16 protein-coding genes are annotated in these 22065 nt (G+C 51.0%); 4 read left to right on the top strand and 12 right to left on the bottom strand.

Annotated features, from left to right (window positions below; all coding sequences use genetic code 11):
* Nucleotides 1-110: 110 nt before the first annotated feature.
* Entirely contained in the window at nt 111-914 is an 804-nt protein-coding gene (locus SYK_RS12565) for a MerR family transcriptional regulator (RefSeq protein ID WP_281760616.1), read from the bottom strand.
* A 92-nt stretch (nt 915-1006) separates the two neighbouring features.
* Here SYK_RS12565 and SYK_RS12560 point away from each other — a divergent pair, with 92 nt between their 5' ends.
* On the top strand, nt 1007-2356 hold the full coding sequence (locus SYK_RS12560; protein ID WP_281760615.1) for an MATE family efflux transporter: 1350 nt from the start codon (nt 1007-1009) through the stop codon (nt 2354-2356).
* A 56-nt stretch (nt 2357-2412) separates the two neighbouring features.
* On the opposite strand, the gene SYK_RS12555 is transcribed toward SYK_RS12560, so the two are convergent.
* From SYK_RS12555 to SYK_RS12535, 5 genes are all read right to left on the bottom strand, one after another.
* Nucleotides 2413-2823, bottom strand: a complete 411-nt coding sequence (locus SYK_RS12555) for a hypothetical protein (protein WP_281760614.1) — start codon at nt 2821-2823, stop codon at nt 2413-2415.
* Nucleotides 2824-2885: 62 nt separating this feature from the next.
* Nucleotides 2886-4172, bottom strand: a complete 1287-nt coding sequence (gene eno, locus SYK_RS12550; RefSeq protein ID WP_281760613.1) for a phosphopyruvate hydratase — start codon at nt 4170-4172, stop codon at nt 2886-2888.
* Nucleotides 4173-4302: 130 nt separating this feature from the next.
* The gene (locus tag SYK_RS12545) at nt 4303-4893 is read right to left on the bottom strand and encodes a hypothetical protein (RefSeq protein WP_281760612.1); all 591 of its coding nucleotides are present in this window, start codon (nt 4891-4893) and stop codon (nt 4303-4305) included.
* 30 nt (nt 4894-4923) lie between these two features.
* Nucleotides 4924-5694, bottom strand: a complete 771-nt coding sequence (locus SYK_RS12540) for a type III pantothenate kinase (RefSeq protein ID WP_281760611.1) — start codon at nt 5692-5694, stop codon at nt 4924-4926.
* A 100-nt stretch (nt 5695-5794) separates the two neighbouring features.
* Entirely contained in the window at nt 5795-7963 is a 2169-nt protein-coding gene (locus SYK_RS12535; protein WP_281760610.1) for a methyl-accepting chemotaxis protein, read from the bottom strand.
* A 188-nt stretch (nt 7964-8151) separates the two neighbouring features.
* Between SYK_RS12535 and SYK_RS12530 the strand changes: the two genes are divergently transcribed.
* On the top strand, nt 8152-9195 hold the full coding sequence (locus tag SYK_RS12530) for a hypothetical protein (RefSeq protein ID WP_281760609.1): 1044 nt from the start codon (nt 8152-8154) through the stop codon (nt 9193-9195).
* Between the two features lie 3 nt (nt 9196-9198).
* Nucleotides 9199-11706 carry a multiheme c-type cytochrome gene (locus SYK_RS12525; protein ID WP_281760608.1) on the top strand — a complete coding sequence of 836 codons (2508 nt, stop codon included), beginning with the start codon at nt 9199-9201 and terminating at the stop codon, nt 11704-11706.
* Between the two features lie 446 nt (nt 11707-12152).
* Here the strand turns inward: SYK_RS12525 and SYK_RS12520 are convergent, their stop codons facing one another.
* The 5 genes from SYK_RS12520 to SYK_RS12500 form a co-directional block, all read right to left on the bottom strand.
* Nucleotides 12153-13499, bottom strand: coding sequence for an HD domain-containing protein (locus SYK_RS12520; RefSeq protein ID WP_281760607.1), 1347 nt, complete (start codon nt 13497-13499; stop codon nt 12153-12155).
* Between the two features lie 125 nt (nt 13500-13624).
* Complete coding sequence (locus SYK_RS12515; RefSeq protein ID WP_281760606.1) at nt 13625-14908, bottom strand: dihydroorotase; 1284 nt, start codon at nt 14906-14908, stop codon at nt 13625-13627.
* A 15-nt stretch (nt 14909-14923) separates the two neighbouring features.
* The gene (locus SYK_RS12510) at nt 14924-15853 is read right to left on the bottom strand and encodes an aspartate carbamoyltransferase catalytic subunit (protein ID WP_281760605.1); all 930 of its coding nucleotides are present in this window, start codon (nt 15851-15853) and stop codon (nt 14924-14926) included.
* A gap of 281 nt (nt 15854-16134) precedes the next feature.
* Nucleotides 16135-17265 (bottom strand): amidohydrolase family protein, encoded by a 1131-nt coding sequence (locus SYK_RS12505; RefSeq protein ID WP_281760604.1) that lies wholly within the window; start codon nt 17263-17265, stop codon nt 16135-16137.
* Between the two features lie 149 nt (nt 17266-17414).
* Entirely contained in the window at nt 17415-18443 is a 1029-nt protein-coding gene (locus tag SYK_RS12500; RefSeq protein WP_281760603.1) for an elongator complex protein 3, read from the bottom strand.
* A gap of 191 nt (nt 18444-18634) precedes the next feature.
* Here SYK_RS12500 and SYK_RS12495 point away from each other — a divergent pair, with 191 nt between their 5' ends.
* Nucleotides 18635-20293 carry an NAD+ synthase gene (locus tag SYK_RS12495; protein ID WP_281760602.1) on the top strand — a complete coding sequence of 553 codons (1659 nt, stop codon included), beginning with the start codon at nt 18635-18637 and terminating at the stop codon, nt 20291-20293.
* On the opposite strand, the gene SYK_RS12490 is transcribed toward SYK_RS12495, so the two are convergent.
* Entirely contained in the window at nt 20290-22065 is a 1776-nt protein-coding gene (locus SYK_RS12490) for a 6-hydroxymethylpterin diphosphokinase MptE-like protein (RefSeq protein WP_281760601.1), read from the bottom strand. The two genes, SYK_RS12495 and SYK_RS12490, sit on opposite strands and share 4 nt — an antisense overlap.

The raw sequence follows: 22065 nt of genomic DNA, 5'->3' as shown, positions 1-22065 counted from the left end.
CCTAAAGAAAAAGGCCGAACTATGCAACACACATATTCCTGTCATACCCGATATACAGAAGAACAACAGACAACGTGCTCTGCCATTACAATACGACAACACACCGAAATTCAAGAACTCCGCCGAACAACAGGCACCATCACTTCAATAAGATACTCATCTTCATTGGACACAGCCAAATAATCCAACATGATATTTTCATAAATCAACCCGACTTTTTCAAGTCCCATCTCTTCCATAAAATTCTCAAGCTTCTTTTGTGAAAGATAAACCGTATCGTACGATCCTTTATGGTATATATAGGCATAATCCCCGGCTTCAAGGCGATCATTGCCGCCGGACTTCACATATTGTCCTACTTTCATGAATAACCGCACATTTACAGCAGGGGCATCCACCACCCCCATGAATTCATGCAAATCGGTATCTCCCCGTACCTGCGTTCTTTCAAGTAGCCGCTTAATAGCTATTTCCAATTGATATAGGTCATACGGCTCGCTAACAGATTCGCTGAACAGACTTCTCTGCTCCACCCGCTTGACCCCCATCTCGAAAGGAACAATTTTCGAACGATCTCTGAATGCGGCAAGCATGGAATTGACCCGTTTCCTCGCTCTGGTGATGACTTTAATTTTATTCTTAATGCGCTCCTCCTGCTTCTCAAGCAAACAAATGCGCTCTTCAATTGTTGGCAGATTCAAATAATCACGAATTTTCTTGAGCGGCATACCAAGATTTTTCAACGCAAGAATCGTATCCAGTATCTCATTTTGTTCGATGGAATAGGATCGATATCCGGTTTCCTCATTTGTCCACCGTGGCCTGAAAAGCCCTATTGTATCGTAATATATAAGTGTCTGCTTTGAGATGCCAAAATGTTTTGCCATTTCGCCCGTGGAAAATCTGATTTTCATAACTTTCTGCCTTTTTTGCTTGACCCTATAGTTACTATATACACCATGCTCCATTCAAGAAAGAAAAAATACCCTTTCAAGGAATAGATTTGATGGAACAGTTTTTCAGCAAAAAGTGGTCCGCACTGGATTACGCTAAGTTTGTCACTCCGTCCGTGCTCAGCATGATTTCGATCTCGCTGTACACGATCGTGGACGCCCTGTTTATCGCACGGTACGCCGGACCTCTCGCCATGGCCTCGGTCAATATCGTCATGCCCCTTTTCTGCCTCACTTTTGGAGTAGGCGTCATGTTTGCCGCCGGAGCCAGCGCCATCATCGGCATTGAACTCGGTAAGCAACAATCGGAAAAAGCCTTCGCACACTTCACGTTAACCGTTAGCGTGCTTCTCTTCCTGATGGTGGGGATCATTCTTCTGGTCAAGGGAATGGGCACTGACAGAGTAGCACTTCTTCTCGGGGCAACCGACAAGCTTCTGCCCTATTGCATAAGCTATCTAAACGCGATCATCTATGGATTAGGTGCGGTCATACTGCAAGTGACCGTCGAATATTTCATGCGTCTGGACGGCAGCCCCGGCTGGGCATTCTGCACCACCGTTGGTGCAGGACTGACCAATGCTACGTTAGACTATATCCTCATCGCCAAGTTCGACATGGGAATCAGCGGGGCAGGTCTCGCCTCCAGCGCAGGCATCGCCGTTGCCGTTGCCATCGGCATCTACTATTTCATTTTCAAGGCGCGGATGCTCCGTTTTGCACGCCCCACCATGGATTTCCGATTTCTGAGAAATGCCATGGTCAATGGATCATCCGAGATGGTGTCTGAACTATCGGCAGGCGTGAAGACGCTTGTTTTCAACTACGTTGTACTCTCCTATGCTGGTGAATACGGCGTGGCCGCACTCTCCATCATGATGTACACATACTATCTCCTGTCTTCGGTACATATCGGCCTGAGCATCGGGGTATCCCCAGCCATAAGCTTCAACTATGGGAGACGTAACTTCGCCAAGATCAGAGAACTGGTTCGCACGTCGGCACTGATCATGGTGGGGGCATCCATTCTCTCATTCCTCGTTGCCATATTCTACGGAAGTGACATCATCAGACTCTTTGCCAAGGACGAACAGGCCGTAATAGCCATTGCCGAAGGCGCACTGGCAATCTTCGCTTTCAGCTTCCTACTCGAAGGCGTCAGTATTCTCGCCTCGGGATTCTTCACTTCCGTAAACAACGGCAAGATATCCGCACTCATTTCCTTTCTGAAATCCTTTGTCTTCACTCTGGGATTCATCGTACTTCTGCCGCCACTATTCGGTCTAACCGGAGTCTGGCTCTCCGTGCCCATGTCAGAAATCGCGGCAGTTGGAATGTCTATATTCTTCTTCATGAAGTACAGACACCGATACGTCAGGCCCGAGGTCGCCGTTCCAACATAAAAAAAGGGCACTTCATATGGAAGTGCCCTTTTCATTGCTTGGATATATGAGGACGGCTATTGAGCCTTCTTGTATGTCAATTCAACGACCTTGGCCGTGGAACCGCTCTCCACATAAAAAACCACAAATGAATCGCCACGTTTGTTGAGGTCGCCCAAAATCTGGCCGTCATTCTCTTCAGAAATATAAATTTCACCGTCCGAGGCGATGCCGCCCACAATTTTTTCGGTAAAGATTTTTCCTTTCACGACCCACGTTTTATGCCCCGTAAAAACACGGCCCTGTTGCTCTTCGATAACAAGAGTACTTTTAGCTGACTGATTTTCATAAATCCCCCGCTCCACACTCGCCACAACCGTTGCATCGCAAACCCAGGTCCCTTTCATATCCGGGATATCACCGGCAAAGGCATTGGCAGCAAGAAGCAGAAAAGTCAGTGTAAGCAGAGAACACAGCGATTTCTTCATTCAAACCTCCGGGTAAAAAAAAGGGCCGCCCATATGAGCGGCCCGTTATGTGATGCGTTCTTCTACTCGTCGAAGAAACTTCCACCGAGAACGGGACCATAATAGATACCGTCATCGCCAAGTTCTTCTTCAATGCGCAAAAGCTGGTTGTATTTTTCCAGACGATCCGAACGGCACAAAGAGCCGGTCTTGATCTGTCCGGCATTTACACCAACAGCCAAGTCGGCGATAAAATGATCGCCGGTCTCACCAGAACGGTGGGAAACTACGTTGGTGTAGCTGGCGCACTTAGCAAGCTCAATGGTGTCCAAAGTCTCGGTCACAGTACCAATCTGATTAAGCTTGATCAGGATGGAGTTGCAAACACCTTTGTCGATACCTTCGGCCAGAATGTCCGGGTTGGTAACAAACAGGTCGTCGCCCACAAGCTGAATACGCTCGCCCATCTTGTCGGTCTGGAGGGCAAAGCCGTCCCAATCAGATTCAGCAAAACCATCTTCGATGGAAATAAGCGGGAACTGAGAGGCAAGGTCATCGTAGAAATCGACCAGCTCAGCGGAAGAAAAGGTCTTGTTCTCACCGGCCAGAACGTACTTTCCATCCTTGTAGAACTCGGAAGCGGCGGCATCAATGGCGAAACCGATTTGCTTGCCGGGTTCGTACCCTGCGGCTTCACAAGCGCGGGTAATATACTGAAAGGCCTCAGCGTGAGACTTCAGGTTCGGAGCAAAACCACCCTCATCACCAACAGAGGTAACGTGACCGTCCTTGGACAGAATAGTCTTGAGATTGTGGAAGACTTCGGCACCCATGCGCAGGGCCTCGGCAAACGTCTCTGCGCCAACAGGCATAATCATGAATTCCTGAATATCCAGGTTATTCGGAGCATGTTCGCCACCGTTAATGATATTCATAAGGGGAACAGGCAACAGCTTGGCGTTCATACCACCAAGGTGCTGGTACAGGGGCAGACCCAGAAAACGAGCGCCTGCACGAGCGACAGCCATGGAAACGCCGAGCATGGCGTTGGCGCCAAGGCGATCCTTGTTCTCGGTACCGTCCAGATCAATAAGTGCGTAGTCGAGCGAAACCTGACGCACGGCATCCATGCCGATAACGGCACCGGCAATTTCACCGCGCACGTTCTCGACGGCCTGCTGCACGCCTTTACCGTTATAACGCTCTTCCTTGTCACGCAGTTCAAGGGCCTCACGGGTTCCGGTAGATGCGCCAGAAGGCACGGCTGCCCGGCCAATGACGCCGGATTCCAACAAAACTTCGCATTCGATGGTGGGGTTGCCGCGAGAATCGAGGATTTCACGCGCCCAAACGCCGACGATGGTACTCATGGGAGTCTCCTTCTATGATTGATGAAAAAAATTAACGTCTTGATTGCAGGACTCTAGATGAAAACCCTACAATGCTCAATTCTATATATGCCCCATTGGGTGAACGCAGTTATTATTTCACAGAGAGAGACTATTGATACTGAAGTTCCGGCGAAAGAATCAAGTTCGCAAAAGCGCGCTTAAAGACGTCTTTTGTCTGCCTGTCCTGAGGAGCAGCGGCACCAAAAGCCAACAACATCCCCTTTTCAGTAAAAAACATGGCGTAATCAATATCAAGAGAAAGGCCACCTTCGTAAAAAATTGTCGTATCCATCAAAACACATTTTCTCTTTTCATCAAATTTTTTCCCATTCACTACTGCTTTCAAATTCTCATCCCCAAACATTTTCATCATCAAACCGTCTATCCCGTCCGCCACGAAATAGAACTCGGAAACTGACACCTTGCCGGTATTCAGTTGTGTAAAACCCATCAGCGGAAGACGGATATCTGCCGTTGGTGCTCCAGTATATGCACCTCCAAAAACACCATCCTCCAATGTGGCAAAGGCTTTGAAATCTGACGACAGGACCTTGCTGTCTGGAATGGCTTTCCAGTCACTTGGAAGATATATGGAATAGGGAAGTGTCGCCGAAACAAGAGAGGTTGTTCCAACTTTCTTTTCCGCGCAACCAATCAAAAGGAAAAGCAACAGTAGAATGAGTGAGATGTGTTTGAACATGATATCTCCAATTTCAAAATGAAACCGCTGCTACCGATTATAATATGCCATCCACAATCCTTCCATGACCAGATCGGGACGCAGTTCATCAATGGAATCGGAAACCTGTGCAATGGTCCGAGCCAAGCCACCTGTTGCCACCACAAAAGGATCTTTCAATTGCACTGACAGCTTGTCGACAAGGCCATCAACCATAGACGCAAAACCAAAAACAAGACCTTGATTGAGACACTCTTCTGTGGTTTTTCCCCACGTTATAGACTCATCAGACACCGTCAGATCCACTTTAGGGAGTTTTGCAGTACCTCCAGCTAAAGCTCCGGCAGATGACAGGACGCCGGGACAGATCAGCCCACCCTTGAACGCGGTGTTTTGGACACAGGCCAAGGTCGTAGCTGTGCCGAAATCGATAACGATAAGATTCTTGTCGTCATAGGTCATGCGTGCTGAGTAACACCCGACCAATATATCCGCTCCCACCTGTTCTGGACGAGCGTATTCATTGTCCATATCAATGGGCAAATCGCGGGCGGCAAAAAGCGCCTCACAGTTGAGAAAACGTCGCGCCATGCGGGAAATAAGCGGATCGAGCGGCGGCACCACGCTGGAAATAACGCAGGCTTCAATGTCTGCCGGGTCCACATCCTCACGGAGCAAAATAGACTCGATTTTGAGTCCCCAATCATCATCGGTATTGGCCGGACGTGTTGGCAGGGTATAACTCTCGCCCAGCCCTTGATCATCGGCCAGACAAAGTTTGGTGTTGGTATTCCCGGCATCGAAAAGCAGTATCTTGCCCATATGGTTCTCCTTGGAGGGGACTTTCTCTTCTTTTTACCCAAAAAACAAGGCCCGCGCCACACAATGCAGCACGGACCTCGACAAAGTATTACTTACACAACTAAAAACGCTCGAACCCAGAGTCATCTTCCCCCATATCCAGATTCATACCGGACGGAGTCGGGGATGTTTTGGGAGAAGCAGAAGGCAACGGCTTGGGCGAATTGATACGGTTAACGCTGACCGATGCAGACGGGGCAGTCGTTCCTGCACGAAGCCGGAAGAAACCGATAACCTGCTGCAACTGAGCGGCATGACCAGCCAGTTCTTCGGACGAAGCAGCCAATTCTTCAGACTCTGCCGAGTTCTGCTGCACCACACGGTCCAATTCGAGAATGGCGTTCTTGATTTGGGATGAACCAGTGGTCTGCTCATGGCTAGCCGTGGATATCTCCAAAACAAGTTCGGCAGTCCGGGTGATATCTGGAACCATCTTGCCCAACATCTTCCCGGCCTGTTCTGCTATATCGACACTGCTGGCCGAAAGCTCACTGATCTCGGCGGCAGCAACACCGCTTCGTTCTGCCAACTTACGCACTTCGGCGGCAACAACCGCAAAACCCTTGCCATGTTCACCGGCGCGGGCAGCTTCGATAGCCGCGTTCAATGCCAACAGGTTTGTCTGACGGGCTATTTCCTCAATAATCGCGATCTTGTCGGCGATCTGACGCATGGCATCCACCGTCCGACTCACCGACTCACCGCCCTTGGAAGCATCGCCCGCAGCCTGCCGCGCAATGCCTTCAGTCTGTTGAGCGTTCTCTGTATTCTGCTCAATATTGGAGGTCATCTCTTCCATGGAAGCCGAGACTTCTTCAACAGAAGCAGCTTGATTGGATGCGCCTGCGGAAATCGACTGCGAGGTATTCGCCAATTCGGCGCTACCCTGAGTCACACTCTGCGCAGAGGATTGGACATTATGCACAATGTCACGAAGCCGCTCACCCATGGCGTTAACCGATTCACCCAGCTCATCCAGTTCGTCCCTGAATCGACTCGTATCCGCATCAAGCGCGGGAACATCCAGATTCCCCTGACTGATCTCAGACATAACCGATACAGCCTTGCCAATGGAACGGCTCATCTTGTTGGCAAAGAAGAAAAAGACCAACACGCCAATCACAAGCATGACCACACCTATCAGTATGGTCCACCACGTCGTACTGTCCAATGCCGCATCCGCAGCCCTCTTGCCGCCAAGGAACTCTTCCACATACCCGGTGCCTACGATAACCCAATTCCAAGGCTTGAAATACGTTGCACTCAAAAGCACGGCACGAGGCTCAACTCCCCCACGATCGGCAAGCATGGCCGCTTTGGTTACAGGCTTTCCGTCGTTCGCCTGAGCGGCTTCGATCAATTCTTTAAAAACAGTATTTCCCTCTGCATCGGTCGTTTGAAGCACATTCTGTCCCTCAAGCGACTTATCCTTATGCATTTTAACCACGCCCTCGCCTTTGCCCGAACCTCCCAGAACAGCCATATACCCGGTTTCACCAAGTACAACGGACTTGATGCCCTGCCGCAATTCCTGCACACCCTCCTGCAAGATACCGACATAGAGACAACCGATCACCGTACCGGACGCATTCTTGATGGGCCTGTACTGCGTCAGATACCACGCATTGACCACAAAAGCCGTCCCCCGAAAAGTCTGCCCGGACTTCACCGTTTGAGCTACGATGCTTGAGCTGGGGACAAATGTCCCAACAGCACGATTACCGTCTGTCTTGAGGATATTAGTCGCGACCCTTAACAGGTCGCCTTGAGAATTCATGGTCTGAAAAACAGTACAGGTGGTTCCTGTCATTTTCATAATCTCGTCCACCATGGGGGTCGAGACATTAGGATCAGCATTTTGCCCAAGCCATTCTGTTCCAAGAGCCATCTTGTCGAGTGAAACAGTCGATGCATTTTTCGAAATCTGGTTCACAGCCTTCCAATCAACCGTTTCATCCAACAGGTGAAAGCCCCCATTTCGTTGAACAATATCGAGAACGACATGCATGTCATTCTCCAATTGCTTCGCCAAAGTGGCGTGCTGGGTCGCCAACATGTTACCGGCATCGACAACGGCCAATTCCACTTCGTGTCGAGCCTGCTTATCAAAACTCTCCGTCAACGTTTCCTGCATATTGCCACTCTGCCAAAGCAAAATACCAAGGATACACGTTACAGTCAGACCTATGAGAACAGCGCCAAGCGAAGTTATCTTAAAACCTATTTTCATAACCGCCTCCTATATCAAAAAAATAGACTTACAGCCCTTTTACACGGGATATAAAGCTTTTGTCACTATAATAATTAAACTTTTCATTAGTGTCAGACCGAGGCCAAAGAAAAAGGATGTTGTGCACTAACAATAATTACCATATACAATACGGTTCACAGTCTGGATAAATATGAAGGAGAACTCCTGTGAATCCCGCATCACTCATTCCACTGGCCGAACCTGTACCCATCCATTGGGCATGGTTTGATATCTTGCTCATCGTCACCCTCACGGCTCACCTGCTTTTCATGAACGCCCTACTTGGTTCGGCGGTCATAGGATTGACAAAAAGTCTACGAGGTCAAGGAGTTATAATCAAAGAAGTCGGTATGAAACTACCGCCTTTGCTTGCTCTGACCATCAACATGGGTGTGGCTCCCCTCCTCTTCCTTCAAGTCAATTACGGACACTTCGATTACGTCAGCTCCGTTATTATGGGGGGATGGTGGCTCGCCGTAATCGCGGCCTTGATGTTCTCCTACTACGGATTCTACATTTATAAATTCAAATACGAATCCATGAGCAACGCAGTCCGCACCGCACTTTTCGCAGCGTCCATTCTTGGCCTGCTCTACGTGGGCTGGATGTTCTCCAACAACATGACCATCATGTTACAGCCCGAAACATGGCTGAAATACTTCAATACAGATGGAGCTTTTCTCAATTGGTCAGATCCGGTCATTTATCCCCGGTTCCTGCACTTCATGACCGGAGCACTCGCCATCGGCGGGCTGTTCGTAGCCCTGCTTGGTCAGATCCGAACCAACGACGATATGATCGACACCGGCATGCTCTGGTTCACCCGTGCAACTCTCGTTAATCTGGCCGTAGGCATCTGGTTTCTGGCCGCACTGCCTCAGGATATCCTTCTCGCATTCATGGGACGGAACATCCCGGCTACCGGGACGTTAATCGCTTCACTGATCGCCGCCGCATTCATGCTCATCGCAGGCTTCAAAAAAGAACCGAAAAAAGCCACCATCTGGGCGATCATCACTGTCTTCTTCATGGTATGCACCCGCCATTGGTTGCGCACCCTGTACATTGCGCCGTGGTTCTCCATCGAGTCCACACCAGTAACTGGTCGCTACGGCTCCTTCTATCTTTTCCTCGGATTCCTGATCGTAGGCCTCGCTGCCATGGCCTACATGATCAAACTCTACTTCAATTCACGTCAGGGGAGGAGCTAAGTCATGGAATACCCCATCTGGCAACTCACAACTCTGGCCGGCGGCTTCTGGATCGCCTTTATCGCGACCATCCATGTTTATGTAGCCCATTTCGCTGTCGGTGGCGGACTGTTCCTCGTCCTGACCGAACAGGCGGCATACCGTACCAACAACATGCACCTGCTTGAATGGGCCAAAAAACACACCCGTTTCTTCCTACTTCTGACCATGGCTTTCGGCGGGGTATCCGGCGTGGCCATCTGGTTCACCATCGCACTCATTGCACCTGAGGCGACCATCACTCTCATCCACCAATTCGTCTTTGGCTGGGCTGCCGAGTGGGTTTGTTTTCTCGGCGAAATTGTCGCGCTCATAATCTATTACTATACATGGAACACCATGAATCGCCGCGACCACGTCATCGTGGGCTGGCTCTATTTCATCTTCGGTTGGTTCTCCCTGTTTCTCATCAACGGCATCATCGGCTTCATGCTCACGCCCGGAGACTGGTTGCAAACCAAAGACTTCTGGGATGGTTTATTCAACCCGACTTTCTGGCCTTCACTGGTCTTCCGCACTTTCTTCAGTGCGGCTTGTGCCGGTCTTTTCGGATTCGTCACAGCTACACGCATCAAGGACGACGACACCCGCATGCTCGCGGTGCGCTCCTGCTCAGTCTGGACGACCCTTGGTGTACTGGCCGTCATCGTCTCAGGCTGGTGGTACATAGCCGCCCTGCCTGCCGGTCAATATGAGATGGTCGCATTCAAATCCCACCGTGTCGCCGTATTCATGCAATGGTTCTGGATGTTCAGTCTGGCAACACTTATCGGAGGACTGTTGCTCGCCATCCGAGCCCCACGACTCATCAGTTTCCCGCTGGCACTGGTCGTTCTTCTGGCCGGACAAGGACTTTTCGGTTCCTTTGAATTCGTACGCGAAGCCGGACGCAAGCCGTATCTTATCTGGGATACGGTCTATTCAACGTCCATCGTCAAGGCGCATATGCCGATCATCAACCAGAACGGAGCCATTGCCTCTGCCAAATGGGCACCGCCGGAACTCAAAAAAGGCATCACCGAAGACAACTGGAAACAAGCCGGCGCATTCCTGTATCAGCTCGAATGTTCCGCCTGCCATTCAATCGGCGGTCCCATGAACGATATTCGCAAACGCACCGCCGTATTCAACACCAACGGGTTGGACGCTCTCCTCACGGGCATGGGCAAGATCAACAAATACATGCCGCCTTTTGCCGGAACCCCGGACGAACGCATGATTCTGGCCCGGTACATCAGCGAAGAACTGAACAACAAAGCTCCTATGGACCCGGTAGAATTACCGGAATTGAAATCGGTCGAGCCTGTGGCTTTTGGCTCGGATACTTCAGAATACGTGCTGACTGCATGGTGCGCACGCGGTGCTGGTTTCTATGCCCAAAGCGACAAATGGACCCTGCTGCCACCTTCCAACACGTTACGCGCCCAACTCGTCCTGCGCGGTCCCGGCCCCGAGCGTGTACTTGAAGACGTCGTTATTACCTATCAGGTGGAAAACGGCTTCAAGGGTAAGTCCTTATCCGGCACACTAGCCCTCAACGAAGAGTTCGAACGATTCGAAACCAAACTCGCCATTCAGTCTCAGGCCAATGGCGCATACAATCTATTGCCTGTTATCAACCTTGAAGCACGCAACGACGCCGGGGAAATTCTGGCCACTGCCCGAGTCGCACTACCTACTTCCAACCAAATGGGATGCCGCAATTGTCACGGCGGCGAATGGGCACAGGGAGACTCAGGTGTTGCCAACGCCACGGTCGAAAACATTCTGGCTGTGCATGACCGCATGAACCGCACCGATCTCTCCAATCGCAAGGGAGTAGTCGAGTGTGCTTCCTGTCATGACGACCCGATGCAGGACACGGACGGCAAAGACAAACGGCTCAATCTGTCCGCCGCCATTCACGGTATTCACGCCGTGTATCTCGCCGGACGCGAGGCCGAGGATTCCTGTCTTAAATGTCACCCGGAATCCACCCTGCGCGGACAGCACGATCTCGGAGGGTTCGTCTGCACAGACTGCCATGGAGCCATGGAAGATCACGCGATCTCCTTACTCAAGGCCGAAAAGGATCAGTCCATTCCCGGCGCTGACAGATTACTCGGTCTGATCATCCCACAAACTCTGGGCAATCAGGACGCCATCAATCCACGCACCCCGTGGTTAAACGAACCGGATTGTCTGACCTGTCACGTGGATTTCCAACCACCGGAAACCGACTCGGCTTTCAACTCCTGGACCGATGGCCCTGCCACGCTCTATGCGGCTCGACGCGACGAGATGGATGCCATGCATTGCGGCGCCTGTCACGGCAGCCCGCACGCCATCTACCCGGCATCCGATCGCGACAATGTCATGCCGCTCCAATACATGGATGAAGCTCAAGCCATTGGAGCCAACGGAACCTGCGTCGTCTGCCACGGCGAAACCATGGAAGACGCAGTACATCATCCAGGTATGGGATTGGAATAATATCTCCGACGGCTGGGGGAAGGGGCGGGAACACCCTTTGAAAAAGGTTCTTTCCTCCCCTTCCCCCAGCCCCCCATCCCTTCCTTTTCCTAAACTTTTTGTGTCGCCTTCGGCGAAGGCACTCATTTTCACCGGCCTAAAGCGCCCCCTTTTTCTTTCCCTCAAAAGCACCAGCAAAGCACTGTGCATGGAGTACCTTGGGGTGCGAACGCACCCCAACAACGGCTCTCTTTCCCCGATGCCGAAAGGCTTGGGAGAGTGGTGCAGATGTGCATTTTCTCGGGCGAAGTTTCACCGGAGGCGTAGCCTAGCTACGTTGAGGATGAAACGAAGCCAGAAAAATGTGCAGATGCGCCGCTATCGCAAGCCGTCTGCGCAAGCCACACAAATAAAAAAAGGGCCGCTCGGAAATCCGAGCGGCCCTTTTTTTATTTGTGTGGCTTGCGCTAGCAGGTCGTGCCTTTGCATTGATTCTTTTTGACATAATCGATGACAAACTTTTCGGCGTCCTCGTCGGTGACAACGTCGTCTGCAATCTGTGCCTTAAGCAGTTCGTCACGGATCTGGCCGACGATTGGACCGGGTTTGAGACCGGTGAGCGTCATGATCCGATTACCGTCCATAAACGGCTCGATCTCGTCTTCCGGGATATCGGCGCGCTCAGCCATCTTGAGGTTGTGATTGAATTCACGCCAAGAAGCGCCACGGGCCTTGATGTCCGCTTTAACCATTTCCATGATGCGTGGGTATTCATCCAAAGAACGCAGACGACGGATGCCCTTATCTGTAAGCATGAAATGAGGCCGCATGTGATTCTGGACCAAATCGCACACAAGGTCGATATCCTGTTCCTCAAAACGCAAACGCTTGAGAACCTTACGGGAAACCTTGGCCCCCACACGATGATGCTGGAGGAAATTCCACTTTTCCTCGTAGAACTCAGCCGTGTAAAGCTTGCCCACATCATGGAACAGACACGCAACGGTGCCGTACCAATCATAAGGCAATTCTTCGGGATACGCCTTCATCACGTCAAAGGTGTGCTCAAGCACAGTCTCTTCGGAACCCTCTTCTGGATTCTTGATCTGATGGACGCGGGACAAAGCCGCAACTTCCGGGATCAGGCCATGCAGGAGCATGGAATCAAAGAGCAGGCGAAAGAACTTGTACATTGCTTCGGCCTCGACCTTGCGCCATTCATCCAAAAAGTCGGACATGGGGACATAGTCAAGCACTCGCCGAGCATTACGTACAATGGCAATCCAGGAGTTGGCCTCGATTTCCTTGTCAAAATTGGCCGCAAATCGCAGAGCACGATATGCCAAGGAGTAATCCTTTTTGAGGGCCTGATCCGGGACACCCTTGAAACGGATTTTACCTTCGGAAAAGTCCGCAAAATCGGCGTACATATCCTTGGCCTTGGGGATAAACGGACAGACAGCGGACAAGGGAATATCCCCGCGCTGTTCCAACCGCTTCAACAGGCGAGGTGTCATAACAGACACTGCCTCATCCGTGTAGGAAGCCTCGGTGACATCAGCGGGATAGAAGTAATACTTCACGCCGCCTTCAATCAAATAACCAAGAATGCCCTTATCCTGAGATTCTTCGAGATTGGGGAAATATTTTTGAAGCTCGGAAAGACCGGCCTCAGTGCAGATGTCGAGTTCTTTTTCGTCGCCCGTCTCATCCAGGGTCAGGGCCTGGAGGCGAACATTGATAACATACGCATCGTAACCGTTGCGCATGATGGTTTTACAAAAGCCGACAGCATCTTTGAAAGGCTGACTCATATTGCTCCTCCGGCTGTCCACAAGCGTATGCTTCCAGAAACAGCCTTTGCGTAGTCCTTATGTTGTCTTATCCAATACCGAACAGCACATTTTTTTGTCTGAAGGCAACCGCCCCAGAACCATTGCTATACAATCTTTTTGCCCCGAATGAAATGGGTTTTTACCCGCCCTTTCAGGGTGGTACCAAGCAACGGAGTGTTCTTACCCTTGGAGTATAGGGTCTGGTTGGAGACTGTCCATTCTTCTTCCTCATCAAACAAGAAAAAATCCGCCGGGTCGTCCGGTTGAAAAGTATTTACCGGCAGCTTGAAAATACCACACGGGGCCGTGGTCCAGGCTCGCGTAAACGCTTCCTTGGTCAACTTGCCGTCCTTCACCAATTGCCATGTCGTGCTCAAGGCCGTATCCAGCCCGGTAATACCACACGGAGCCACATCAAACTCGGTTTCCTTCTCGTAGGAAGCATGGGGCGCATGGTCCGTTGCAAGACAATCGATGGTGCCGTCATTGAGAGCATCGAAAATGGCGTCTTGATCGTCCTGCGTCCGCAACGGCGGATTGACCTTGGCATTGGTGTCGAACTCGGTGGCCTCGTTTTCCAGATAATCCTCGGTAAAAATCAGATAATGCGGCGCGGTTTCCGCCGTAATCCTGACCCCACGTTCCTTGGCAAAACGAATCAGATCAACGGACTTGCGGCAGGAAATATGCGCCAGATGAATGGGCAGCTCCAAATATTCAGCCATGAGTATATCTCGCGCCACTTGCAGGGCCTCGGCAACATCAGGCTGGGCAGGCAATCCCAGACGGCTGGAAACTTCGCCTTCGTTCACGCCTGCGGCCACACCCATATATGGATCTTCGCAATGATCAATGACCACGCGGTCCCAATCTGAGGCATATTCCACGGCCCGACGAAAAATCTTGGTGGACTTCACCGGCACGCCATCATTGGAAAACGCCGCGCATCCGGCCTTGGCCAATTCGGCCATGGGAGCCAGTTCCTTGCCGGACAATCCCTTGGTCAATGCGCCGATAGGAAACAGACGCGGACCCTTGGGCCAGGATTTCCGCGCCTTTTCAAGCATCATCTCGGTCACGGACTCATTGTCGTTCACCGGCTTGGTATTTGCCATGCACATAATGTTTGAAAATCCACCCCAGGCAGCAGCCCGAAGCCCGGATTCAACATCTTCTTTATATTCGTATCCCGGCTCGCGAAGGTGAACATGCACATCCGTCATGGATGGCATCAGTGTCAGGCCAAAAGCCTCTTCCACTTTCGCATCACCTGCATCCAGAGATTCAACGGACTTCCTGATCTCAACGATCTTACCCTTGGCAACAAAGACATCCACTTCCTTGCCGTCGAACGTGGCCCTATGAATTATCAATTCTATTTTAGGCATCATTATTTCTCCAACTTATTCTTCGCCCTTGCGGGTCATATAAAGGAAGAGGAGGGCCATACGCGTGACCACACCGCTCGACACCTGATCAAGCACCAGTGAATCGGCACAATCGGCCAGATCCGAGCTGATCTCAATGCCCCTATTCATGGGACCGGGGTGCAGAATACGCACGTCCTGATTGGCTAGATCGATATGCTTCTGATTCAATCCGTAGGTCCGGGCGTATTCACGCAAATCAGGCAGCAGGCCATCTTTCTGACGTTCAAGCTGCAAACGCAGACACATGACCGCATCAACATTTTTGACCGCTTCAGTCAGATCGGAATAAACTTCCACCGGCCAGGATTTAACTGCCGGAGGCATCAGTGTTCGTGGTGCGCACAGCCGGACTTTTGCGCCCAGCTTATTTAGCATGATGACATTGGAGCGGGCCACACGGCTATGGGCAATATCTCCCAAAATAAGAATCGTCTTGCCCGCGACATCGCCCCATTCCTGATGCAAAGTAAAACTATCCAGAATGGCCTGAGTAGGATGGGCATGTCGTCCATCACCGGCATTGATAACCGCACAGTCCAATCGATCAGCCAAAAAGCGGGCAGCGCCTGAGCACCAATGTCGGATAACGATGGCGTCTGGGGCCATGGCTTGCAGTGTCAGGGCCGTATCCTTAAGCGACTCGCCCTTGGTCAGGCTGGATGAACTCTTGGCCAGCGAAAACGTGTCCGCGGACAATCGCTTTCCAGCAACGTCAAAGCTGGTTTTGGTGCGGGTACTCGGTTCGGCAAAAAACAAAATCACGGACCGCCCTTTCAGGGTCGGCACTTTCTTTACCGGTCGTTCCTGCAATTCCTGGAATCGTCCAGCCGTCTCAAAGATCGCCATGACCTCCGATTTCGACAACTGGGATACGTCCAACAAATCCTTGTGTAACCATTTCATATCGTGTGTGCCTCCAATATGCCTCAGGCAGCCCTCTCGGGGAGCCCTCCGGGGGCCCAAGAACCTTTTTGTAAAAGGGTCTTGGGAATCTCCAAAACTTTTTATAGCAAGCCACATTCGTGGCTTGAGATCATCATATTTTAACAGCGTTTCAGAACACCGTTTTCAATCGTTTTCACCCACCTCGCAAAGCGACAATGGGGATGCAAGGGGTATAGCCCCTTGCCCGTCGGAGACAAAATCACCCGACATCGCCGCCACAGGCGGCTTCTATCCTACCTCTAAAACAACTCCGCCACTTTCTCCGGCACCTTGGCGAACGCGGCGACCTTGCCGGGCTCCAGCGTGCCGAGAATATGCTCTGCGCCCATGATTCGGGCCGGGTTGCGGGTCATCATGGTAAGCACGTCATTCAGTGACAGCTCGCCGTCAAAATTCTGCTTAAGATACACGGCCTCGTTCCACAGGTCGAGGTCATGGTTAGACGCGAGTGAATCTGTACCAAGACAGAGCGGCGTCCCAGAAGCGAGCCACTTTTCCCATGGCGCACGCCCCACACCGATAAACTCATTAGATCGAGGACAAAGACAGACTGTGGCACCGGACTGGCGTACGGTTTCGATATCCTCGTCCGAGACTTTAACACAATGAACGGCAAGCGTTGTTTCGTCGAGCAAACCGAGTGCGGCAGCCTGTTGTACAGGACGCTTTTTGGGTGGCTCAAAATCAAGCAAACGTCCTCGAGCCTGAAGCATTTCGAGAAAGATACTTCCAGTTCCGGCCATAATGGCAATTTCTTCGTCGTGCTCGGCCAAATGCAAAGAAAAAGGAATGTCCTTCTCAAGCGTCTCGGCCTTGGCGGCTCGAAGTACATCCACATGGGTGGTGTAAAGAGAATGCCCTGCCACGGAAATCAAACCGGCTTCAAAGTCACCGGAGGGAATAAAGGTTTTCCGGGGGACGGTTTCGCCGATGGCTTCACAAAAGACCACAAAAAAAAGACCGGATGCTTCAAGCATTCCGGCCATTTCCTTGGCGAAACGGGTGGCGATATCTCCAACCATAATAGTGCCAGATCGTTTAAGTTCCTGTCCGGCTGATTCAAGTGCTACGGGATCAAGATCAAAAATGGGCTGCTTGAGCAAATCCTCTACCCAGGTCACAAATCCCTGACCGGATGGGCATGTGCCTCGCAAATGAGCCAGTTCAAGATGGGAATGGGCATTGATCAGGCCCGGAACGAGAAAGGTATCGCCAAGGTCCATGACTGGACCAGAATGAGACTTGGACAGGTCTTTATACCTGCCAACTTCCTTGATGATTCCCTGGTCCACGAGAAGACCCGCATCATTGATGGGCTCGGAACCGGGGGTCATAGTCGCGGCTTTGGCCGCACGAACGAGTTCAACCATTCGGTATCACCTACTCCCCTACATGAGGTCTATGGTTCGGTAAAATGTCCGCGCACGGACTGAGAGTAAGGAATAGTCGCTTTTGCTCTCGGGGTAAAGGAAAGAATATACGTCGCTGGCACAGGCGTTCCTAACGTCCAATGCAGAAACTATGAAAGCTGAAAGCACTCCCCATCCACAAAAGTGATAGACGACTCCGGCACTCCCAACTCAAAATAACGCGGGGCAAGTTCCCTGCCGTGTCCATAAATTTCGCCTGAATATCGACGAGGAACATCCAAGCACACCGGCTTCTTTCCAAAACGAACAATCTCGGCGCGAAGTATTTTAAGCAAGGCCATTCCGCGCACGGATTGCCCAAAGGCGGGATGCCACGGCCCGGCCAATATATTTCCTTCCAGTGTGCCTTCCGGGGCAAGACCAAGTCGTATTATACGGACATTCTTTTCCCACAGCACCGGCAAAACCTCAGAAAGCTCTACCTTGGCGCGTTTCAACGACCACGGTTCATACTCGCCGCGCTCCCACATACGAGCCATGGGCGTGCCATTAATGACCAAACAGGGATACAGACGTGCTGTTTCCGGCTCCAAGTCGGCAGCTATACGCATGTCTGAAGCGAACATACCGGGTCGATCACCGGGAAGCCCGGGAAGAAACTGAACTCCGAGGGCCAAACCAGACGCCTTGACCGCTTCACAGGCTGCACGAGCAACATCGCCTGTGTAACCTCGACCAGAGGTCTTGAGGGCCTCATCATCAAAGGACTGGATGCCGAGTTCCACCATGTCAAGCCCTTGAGCGCGGAGCAAAGCCAAAGAAGGTTCGTCCACACAGTCGGGCCGAGTGGAGCAACGCACATGGGTGATCAGTCCCCGCTCACGATAACGCATGGCCAATCCGAGAAAAGCTTCGGGCCATGGCGACGGCAAGGCCGTGAACGTGCCTCCGAAATAGGCCAATTCATATGGCCCACGTCCCAAGGCCAAAGCCTCATCAAGATCCATTTCCAATGTATGGAGTATAGACTCAAGATCAGCCTCATCCTGGCCGGTCTGTTTATCCTGGGCGCAAAAAACACACCTATACGGACATCCAGCAAAAGGCAGGAATACCGGCCAAACGCGGGTTCTTACTGGTTCAGGTTCGGGGTGGGGGAATATAAATGGCCACGTCATGGGGCAAAATGACATATGCCAGCATGCCTGTCATCCCCGTTCTTACCTCCATAAACACTAAAATCACTTTTGAGTTAACACCGAAACAAAACTCGTCAGCCTCGACTCTCCTGCTTTCAAAGGGTAAATAAGCCACACGGGGACCGCTTTCAAAGTTGCTCCTCTGCATCCTTTCGCGTAACTAACTCCCTATGAAAATCGGCGTACTGCAACTCAATCCCATTGTCGGAGACCTTTCAGGCAACAGTGCCAAAATCATTGAAGCAGCCAAACACGCTGCCAGTCAGGGTGCCGAATTGTGCCTGACTTCAGAAATGGCGTTGACCGGATACCCACCGCGAGACCTGTTGTTGTATGACGGTTTCATATCCAGGGTGCTCCCCGAGGCCAAAGCTGTGGCCATGGCGTTAAAAGATGGACCAGCCCTGTTACTTGGCTCAGTAGAGCGAAATGATTCAGGGATGGGCAAACCTGTTTATAACTGCGCCCTGTTCTGCAAAGAAGGCAAGGTGCGGCAGATTTTCAGAAAAACCCTGCTCCCCACCTATGATGTGTTTGACGAAGCGCGCTATTTCGAACCAGCCCCCACAGGGAACCCCGAAGCCAATATTTTACGATTTAATAATAAAACTCTGGCCGTAACCATTTGCGAAGACGCATGGAATGACAAGGATTACTGGGATCAACGTTCCTACACCCGCGATCCGTTGGAAAATGCAGCAAACCACTCGCCCGACATCATTCTCAACCTGTCCGCCTCCCCTCTGATTTTGGGAAAACAACAGTTGCGCGAAGACATGCTCGGCGTAGTGGCTCAAAAATATTCAACGCCTCTCATCTACGCCAACCAGACTGGCGGCAATGATGATCTAATCTTTGACGGACGATCCTGTGCATTTGATGCAAACGGATCACTTATAGCCCGCGCTCCCGGCTTCAAGGAAAATGTCTTGATAGTGGAGACCAACGATTTAACCGCCAACGTCGTGGCTAAAGACGATTTTTCACGCGAATCCGAAACATGGCGAGCACTGGTCATCGGCACCCGTGACTATGTACAAAAAAGTGAATTCTCCAAAGGATTAGTAGGACTATCCGGTGGCATTGATTCCGCCGTAACGGCAGTCGTCGCGGCCGAAGCCCTGGGAAAAGAAAATGTCACCTGCGTACTCATGCCCTCTCCTTATTCAAGTCAAGGCAGCATTGACGACTCCTTAAAACTTGCACAAAACGCAGGCATCAAGACCATAACCCTCCCTATTCAGCCGATTATGGACCAATTCGAGGCCACGCTCTCTCAGCCATTTGCCGGGTGCAAACCAGACACCACCGAGGAAAATATTCAATCCCGAATCCGTGGCAACCTGCTCATGGCCCTGTCCAACAAATTCGGCGCCATGCTCTTGACCACGGGGAACAAATCTGAACTGGCCGTGGGGTACTGCACCATCTACGGCGACATGTCAGGTGGCTACGCTGTCATCTCGGACGTGGACAAGACCGGAGTCTTCGCACTGGCCAAATGGTACAACCAGAACGTTGCGCCCAATATCCCGGAAGCGATCATTACCAAACCACCGTCCGCAGAGTTACGCCCGGATCAAAAAGATCAGGACTCCTTGCCAGACTATGACATCCTTGATGGGATCCTTGGCCTGCATGTTGAAAAGCACAAGTCTCGGGACGAAATAATAAGGGCTGGGTACGAAGCTGAAACCGTAGACCAGATTCTCAAACTAGTGCGATTCGCTGAATTCAAACGAAGGCAAGCCGCGCCCGGCATCAAGCTTACACCGCGTTCCTTTGGTACAGGCTGGCGAATGCCACTCGCATGTAAACGAAAACTTTAAACCAACCGCACCGCACTCTTAAGTGCCTGAACAAAATCGTTAGACATTCCGCACACATTCTTGAAATAATATCTCAGGCCTTCCTGCCGGGTGGTTTCATCACCCAAAAATACTTTCTTATGAAAAAGAATATTCCTGAAATTGGCATAGCGATGCACTAAGTTGGTAACATTATTTTTGTCCAATTGGACAAGAATAGCCATACCCTTGGCCAAAAAAGCAGGGCTATCATCTTCCAAAACAGCCGAAGCTGCGTCCTTAATGGAAGTCCACATGGCAATTTCATGACGTAGGTAACGACGAAGGTTATCCCGGTCTACGCATGGGGATTCGACTTTGAATAAACTTGCCATGACACGCTGAATGTCACCACCGCCCATATCCGGATCAGGGTCATATTCTATCCCCTGACCATATAAAATACTGGCTTTGGAAGTATTAACACACTCCACGCCAGACAATCGGATGGCCTCAGCAAGCCACAATGCAGCATCTCTGAAATTCATCGTGGTATACAAATCTTCACCAAAAACCGTTGTCACGGGATAAAGTTGCGGATGACGATTAATAAGCGGCTTGCTCTCCTGCGTCAGGCCCTCTTTGACTGTTCCTTTCGCATACCCCAGCCCCCATGGATTGGTCGACGCAAGTTGCGCCCCAACCAATGCACATCGACGACAGCCGAGATGCCGGGCAAAGCTAAAGGCCGTCGAAAGAACCGACCCGTGCAATTTCAACATCTTTCTTTGACCAAATACTTCCGGTACAAAACTCCCGAAGAGAAACTTCTTCTTAAATTTCTCACCACCGAGATCAGACAGGCAATGCCCCACCAAAACAGTCTCCGGCAGTGGAGGAATGTGCTTAAAAACCCGCCCTGACTCCACGGATGTATCATTTATGATGACGAAATGCGGATGAATACCAGCTTCAACCAACGGCTTGATAGCGTTGTTCACACAAATGATGACTGCCCGATTCTTATTGCGGCGTATAAAATCAAATTTTTCAGAAAGGTCCGGCCCTGCTGCCACAAGAATGGCTTCCAAGCCGGAAGCTATATTGTGCAAATGACCAATGGGGGGAGACTCCAAACAATCACCTACGTTTTCATAGGCGTGGAGTTGCTGGTCATACATGAGTCCTCGGTATATGGGCCGAATGGGCCGAGACCACATGAACGACTGGCCTGACAGAGGATAAATCACATGTCGATAATGAAGAATCTCAAAATATTCAATAATCCGTGCTGCCCAAGCCCCATAGTCCGTCCTAATCCTGTCCGTCATGAAAAATGCAGGGGTCCCTTGTCGAAACATGTCAGGAGGAAGCAGATCCTGTAGCGCAGGATTAAACGAATAGGGATCACCGGTAAAACAAAATAGATTTTTCCTGTTGAGCAGAGGCAAACCAATTGATTCAAGAAATTTGATCAAAGCCCGATCATCAGGTTCGAACAAAACCAAAATGGTATTCGGACTTGCCAAACAAGAACGCATTTCTACGGAATCTCCGACTCCGAGCATGATAACCAGACGAGTCTGCGCCATAGCCGCTTCAACGGTCAATCCATCTTCATAGAGCGAATAAGCGGCTTGAGAGTTATCTTCAAAAGGCCGCTGATAAACCGGAACCTCATAACGGCAAAACTGATTATGCGCACTATACTCATGCGGCCCCGAATCAAGTGTCCCATCTCCATGGACGGACACAGCCTCACCTCGACAAAGTATGCCCAATTCGACAAGAGCCGCTATCTTACTGTTTTCCAT

Origin of the sequence: Pseudodesulfovibrio nedwellii (assembly GCF_027923765.1) — a bacterium.
GTDB classification, from domain to species: Bacteria; Desulfobacterota; Desulfovibrionia; order Desulfovibrionales; family Desulfovibrionaceae; genus Pseudodesulfovibrio; species Pseudodesulfovibrio nedwellii.
This window is presented reverse-complemented; position numbering and strand designations above follow the sequence as displayed.

What these genes read in the sequence shown, in the direction of transcription:
- SYK_RS12565 (WP_281760616.1), bottom strand. Translation starts at nt 914, where the DNA reads ATGAAAATCAGATTTTCCACGGGCGAAATGGCAAAACATTTTGGCATC.
- SYK_RS12510 (WP_281760605.1), bottom strand. Translation starts at nt 15,853, where the DNA reads ATGAAATGGTTACACAAGGATTTGTTGGACGTATCCCAGTTGTCGAAA.
- SYK_RS12505 (WP_281760604.1), bottom strand. Translation starts at nt 17,265, where the DNA reads ATGGTTGAACTCGTTCGTGCGGCCAAAGCCGCGACTATGACCCCCGGT.
- SYK_RS12560 (WP_281760615.1), top strand. Translation starts at nt 1,007, where the DNA reads ATGGAACAGTTTTTCAGCAAAAAGTGGTCCGCACTGGATTACGCTAAG.
- SYK_RS12555 (WP_281760614.1), bottom strand. Translation starts at nt 2,823, where the DNA reads ATGAAGAAATCGCTGTGTTCTCTGCTTACACTGACTTTTCTGCTTCTT.
- SYK_RS12545 (WP_281760612.1), bottom strand. Translation starts at nt 4,893, where the DNA reads ATGTTCAAACACATCTCACTCATTCTACTGTTGCTTTTCCTTTTGATT.
- SYK_RS12525 (WP_281760608.1), top strand. Translation starts at nt 9,199, where the DNA reads ATGGAATACCCCATCTGGCAACTCACAACTCTGGCCGGCGGCTTCTGG.
- eno (WP_281760613.1), bottom strand. Translation starts at nt 4,172, where the DNA reads ATGAGTACCATCGTCGGCGTTTGGGCGCGTGAAATCCTCGATTCTCGC.
- SYK_RS12540 (WP_281760611.1), bottom strand. Translation starts at nt 5,694, where the DNA reads ATGGGCAAGATACTGCTTTTCGATGCCGGGAATACCAACACCAAACTT.
- SYK_RS12495 (WP_281760602.1), top strand. Translation starts at nt 18,635, where the DNA reads ATGAAAATCGGCGTACTGCAACTCAATCCCATTGTCGGAGACCTTTCA.
- SYK_RS12535 (WP_281760610.1), bottom strand. Translation starts at nt 7,963, where the DNA reads ATGAAAATAGGTTTTAAGATAACTTCGCTTGGCGCTGTTCTCATAGGT.
- SYK_RS12520 (WP_281760607.1), bottom strand. Translation starts at nt 13,499, where the DNA reads ATGAGTCAGCCTTTCAAAGATGCTGTCGGCTTTTGTAAAACCATCATG.
- SYK_RS12515 (WP_281760606.1), bottom strand. Translation starts at nt 14,908, where the DNA reads ATGCCTAAAATAGAATTGATAATTCATAGGGCCACGTTCGACGGCAAG.
- SYK_RS12490 (WP_281760601.1), bottom strand. Translation starts at nt 22,065, where the DNA reads ATGGAAAACAGTAAGATAGCGGCTCTTGTCGAATTGGGCATACTTTGT.
- SYK_RS12500 (WP_281760603.1), bottom strand. Translation starts at nt 18,443, where the DNA reads ATGACGTGGCCATTTATATTCCCCCACCCCGAACCTGAACCAGTAAGA.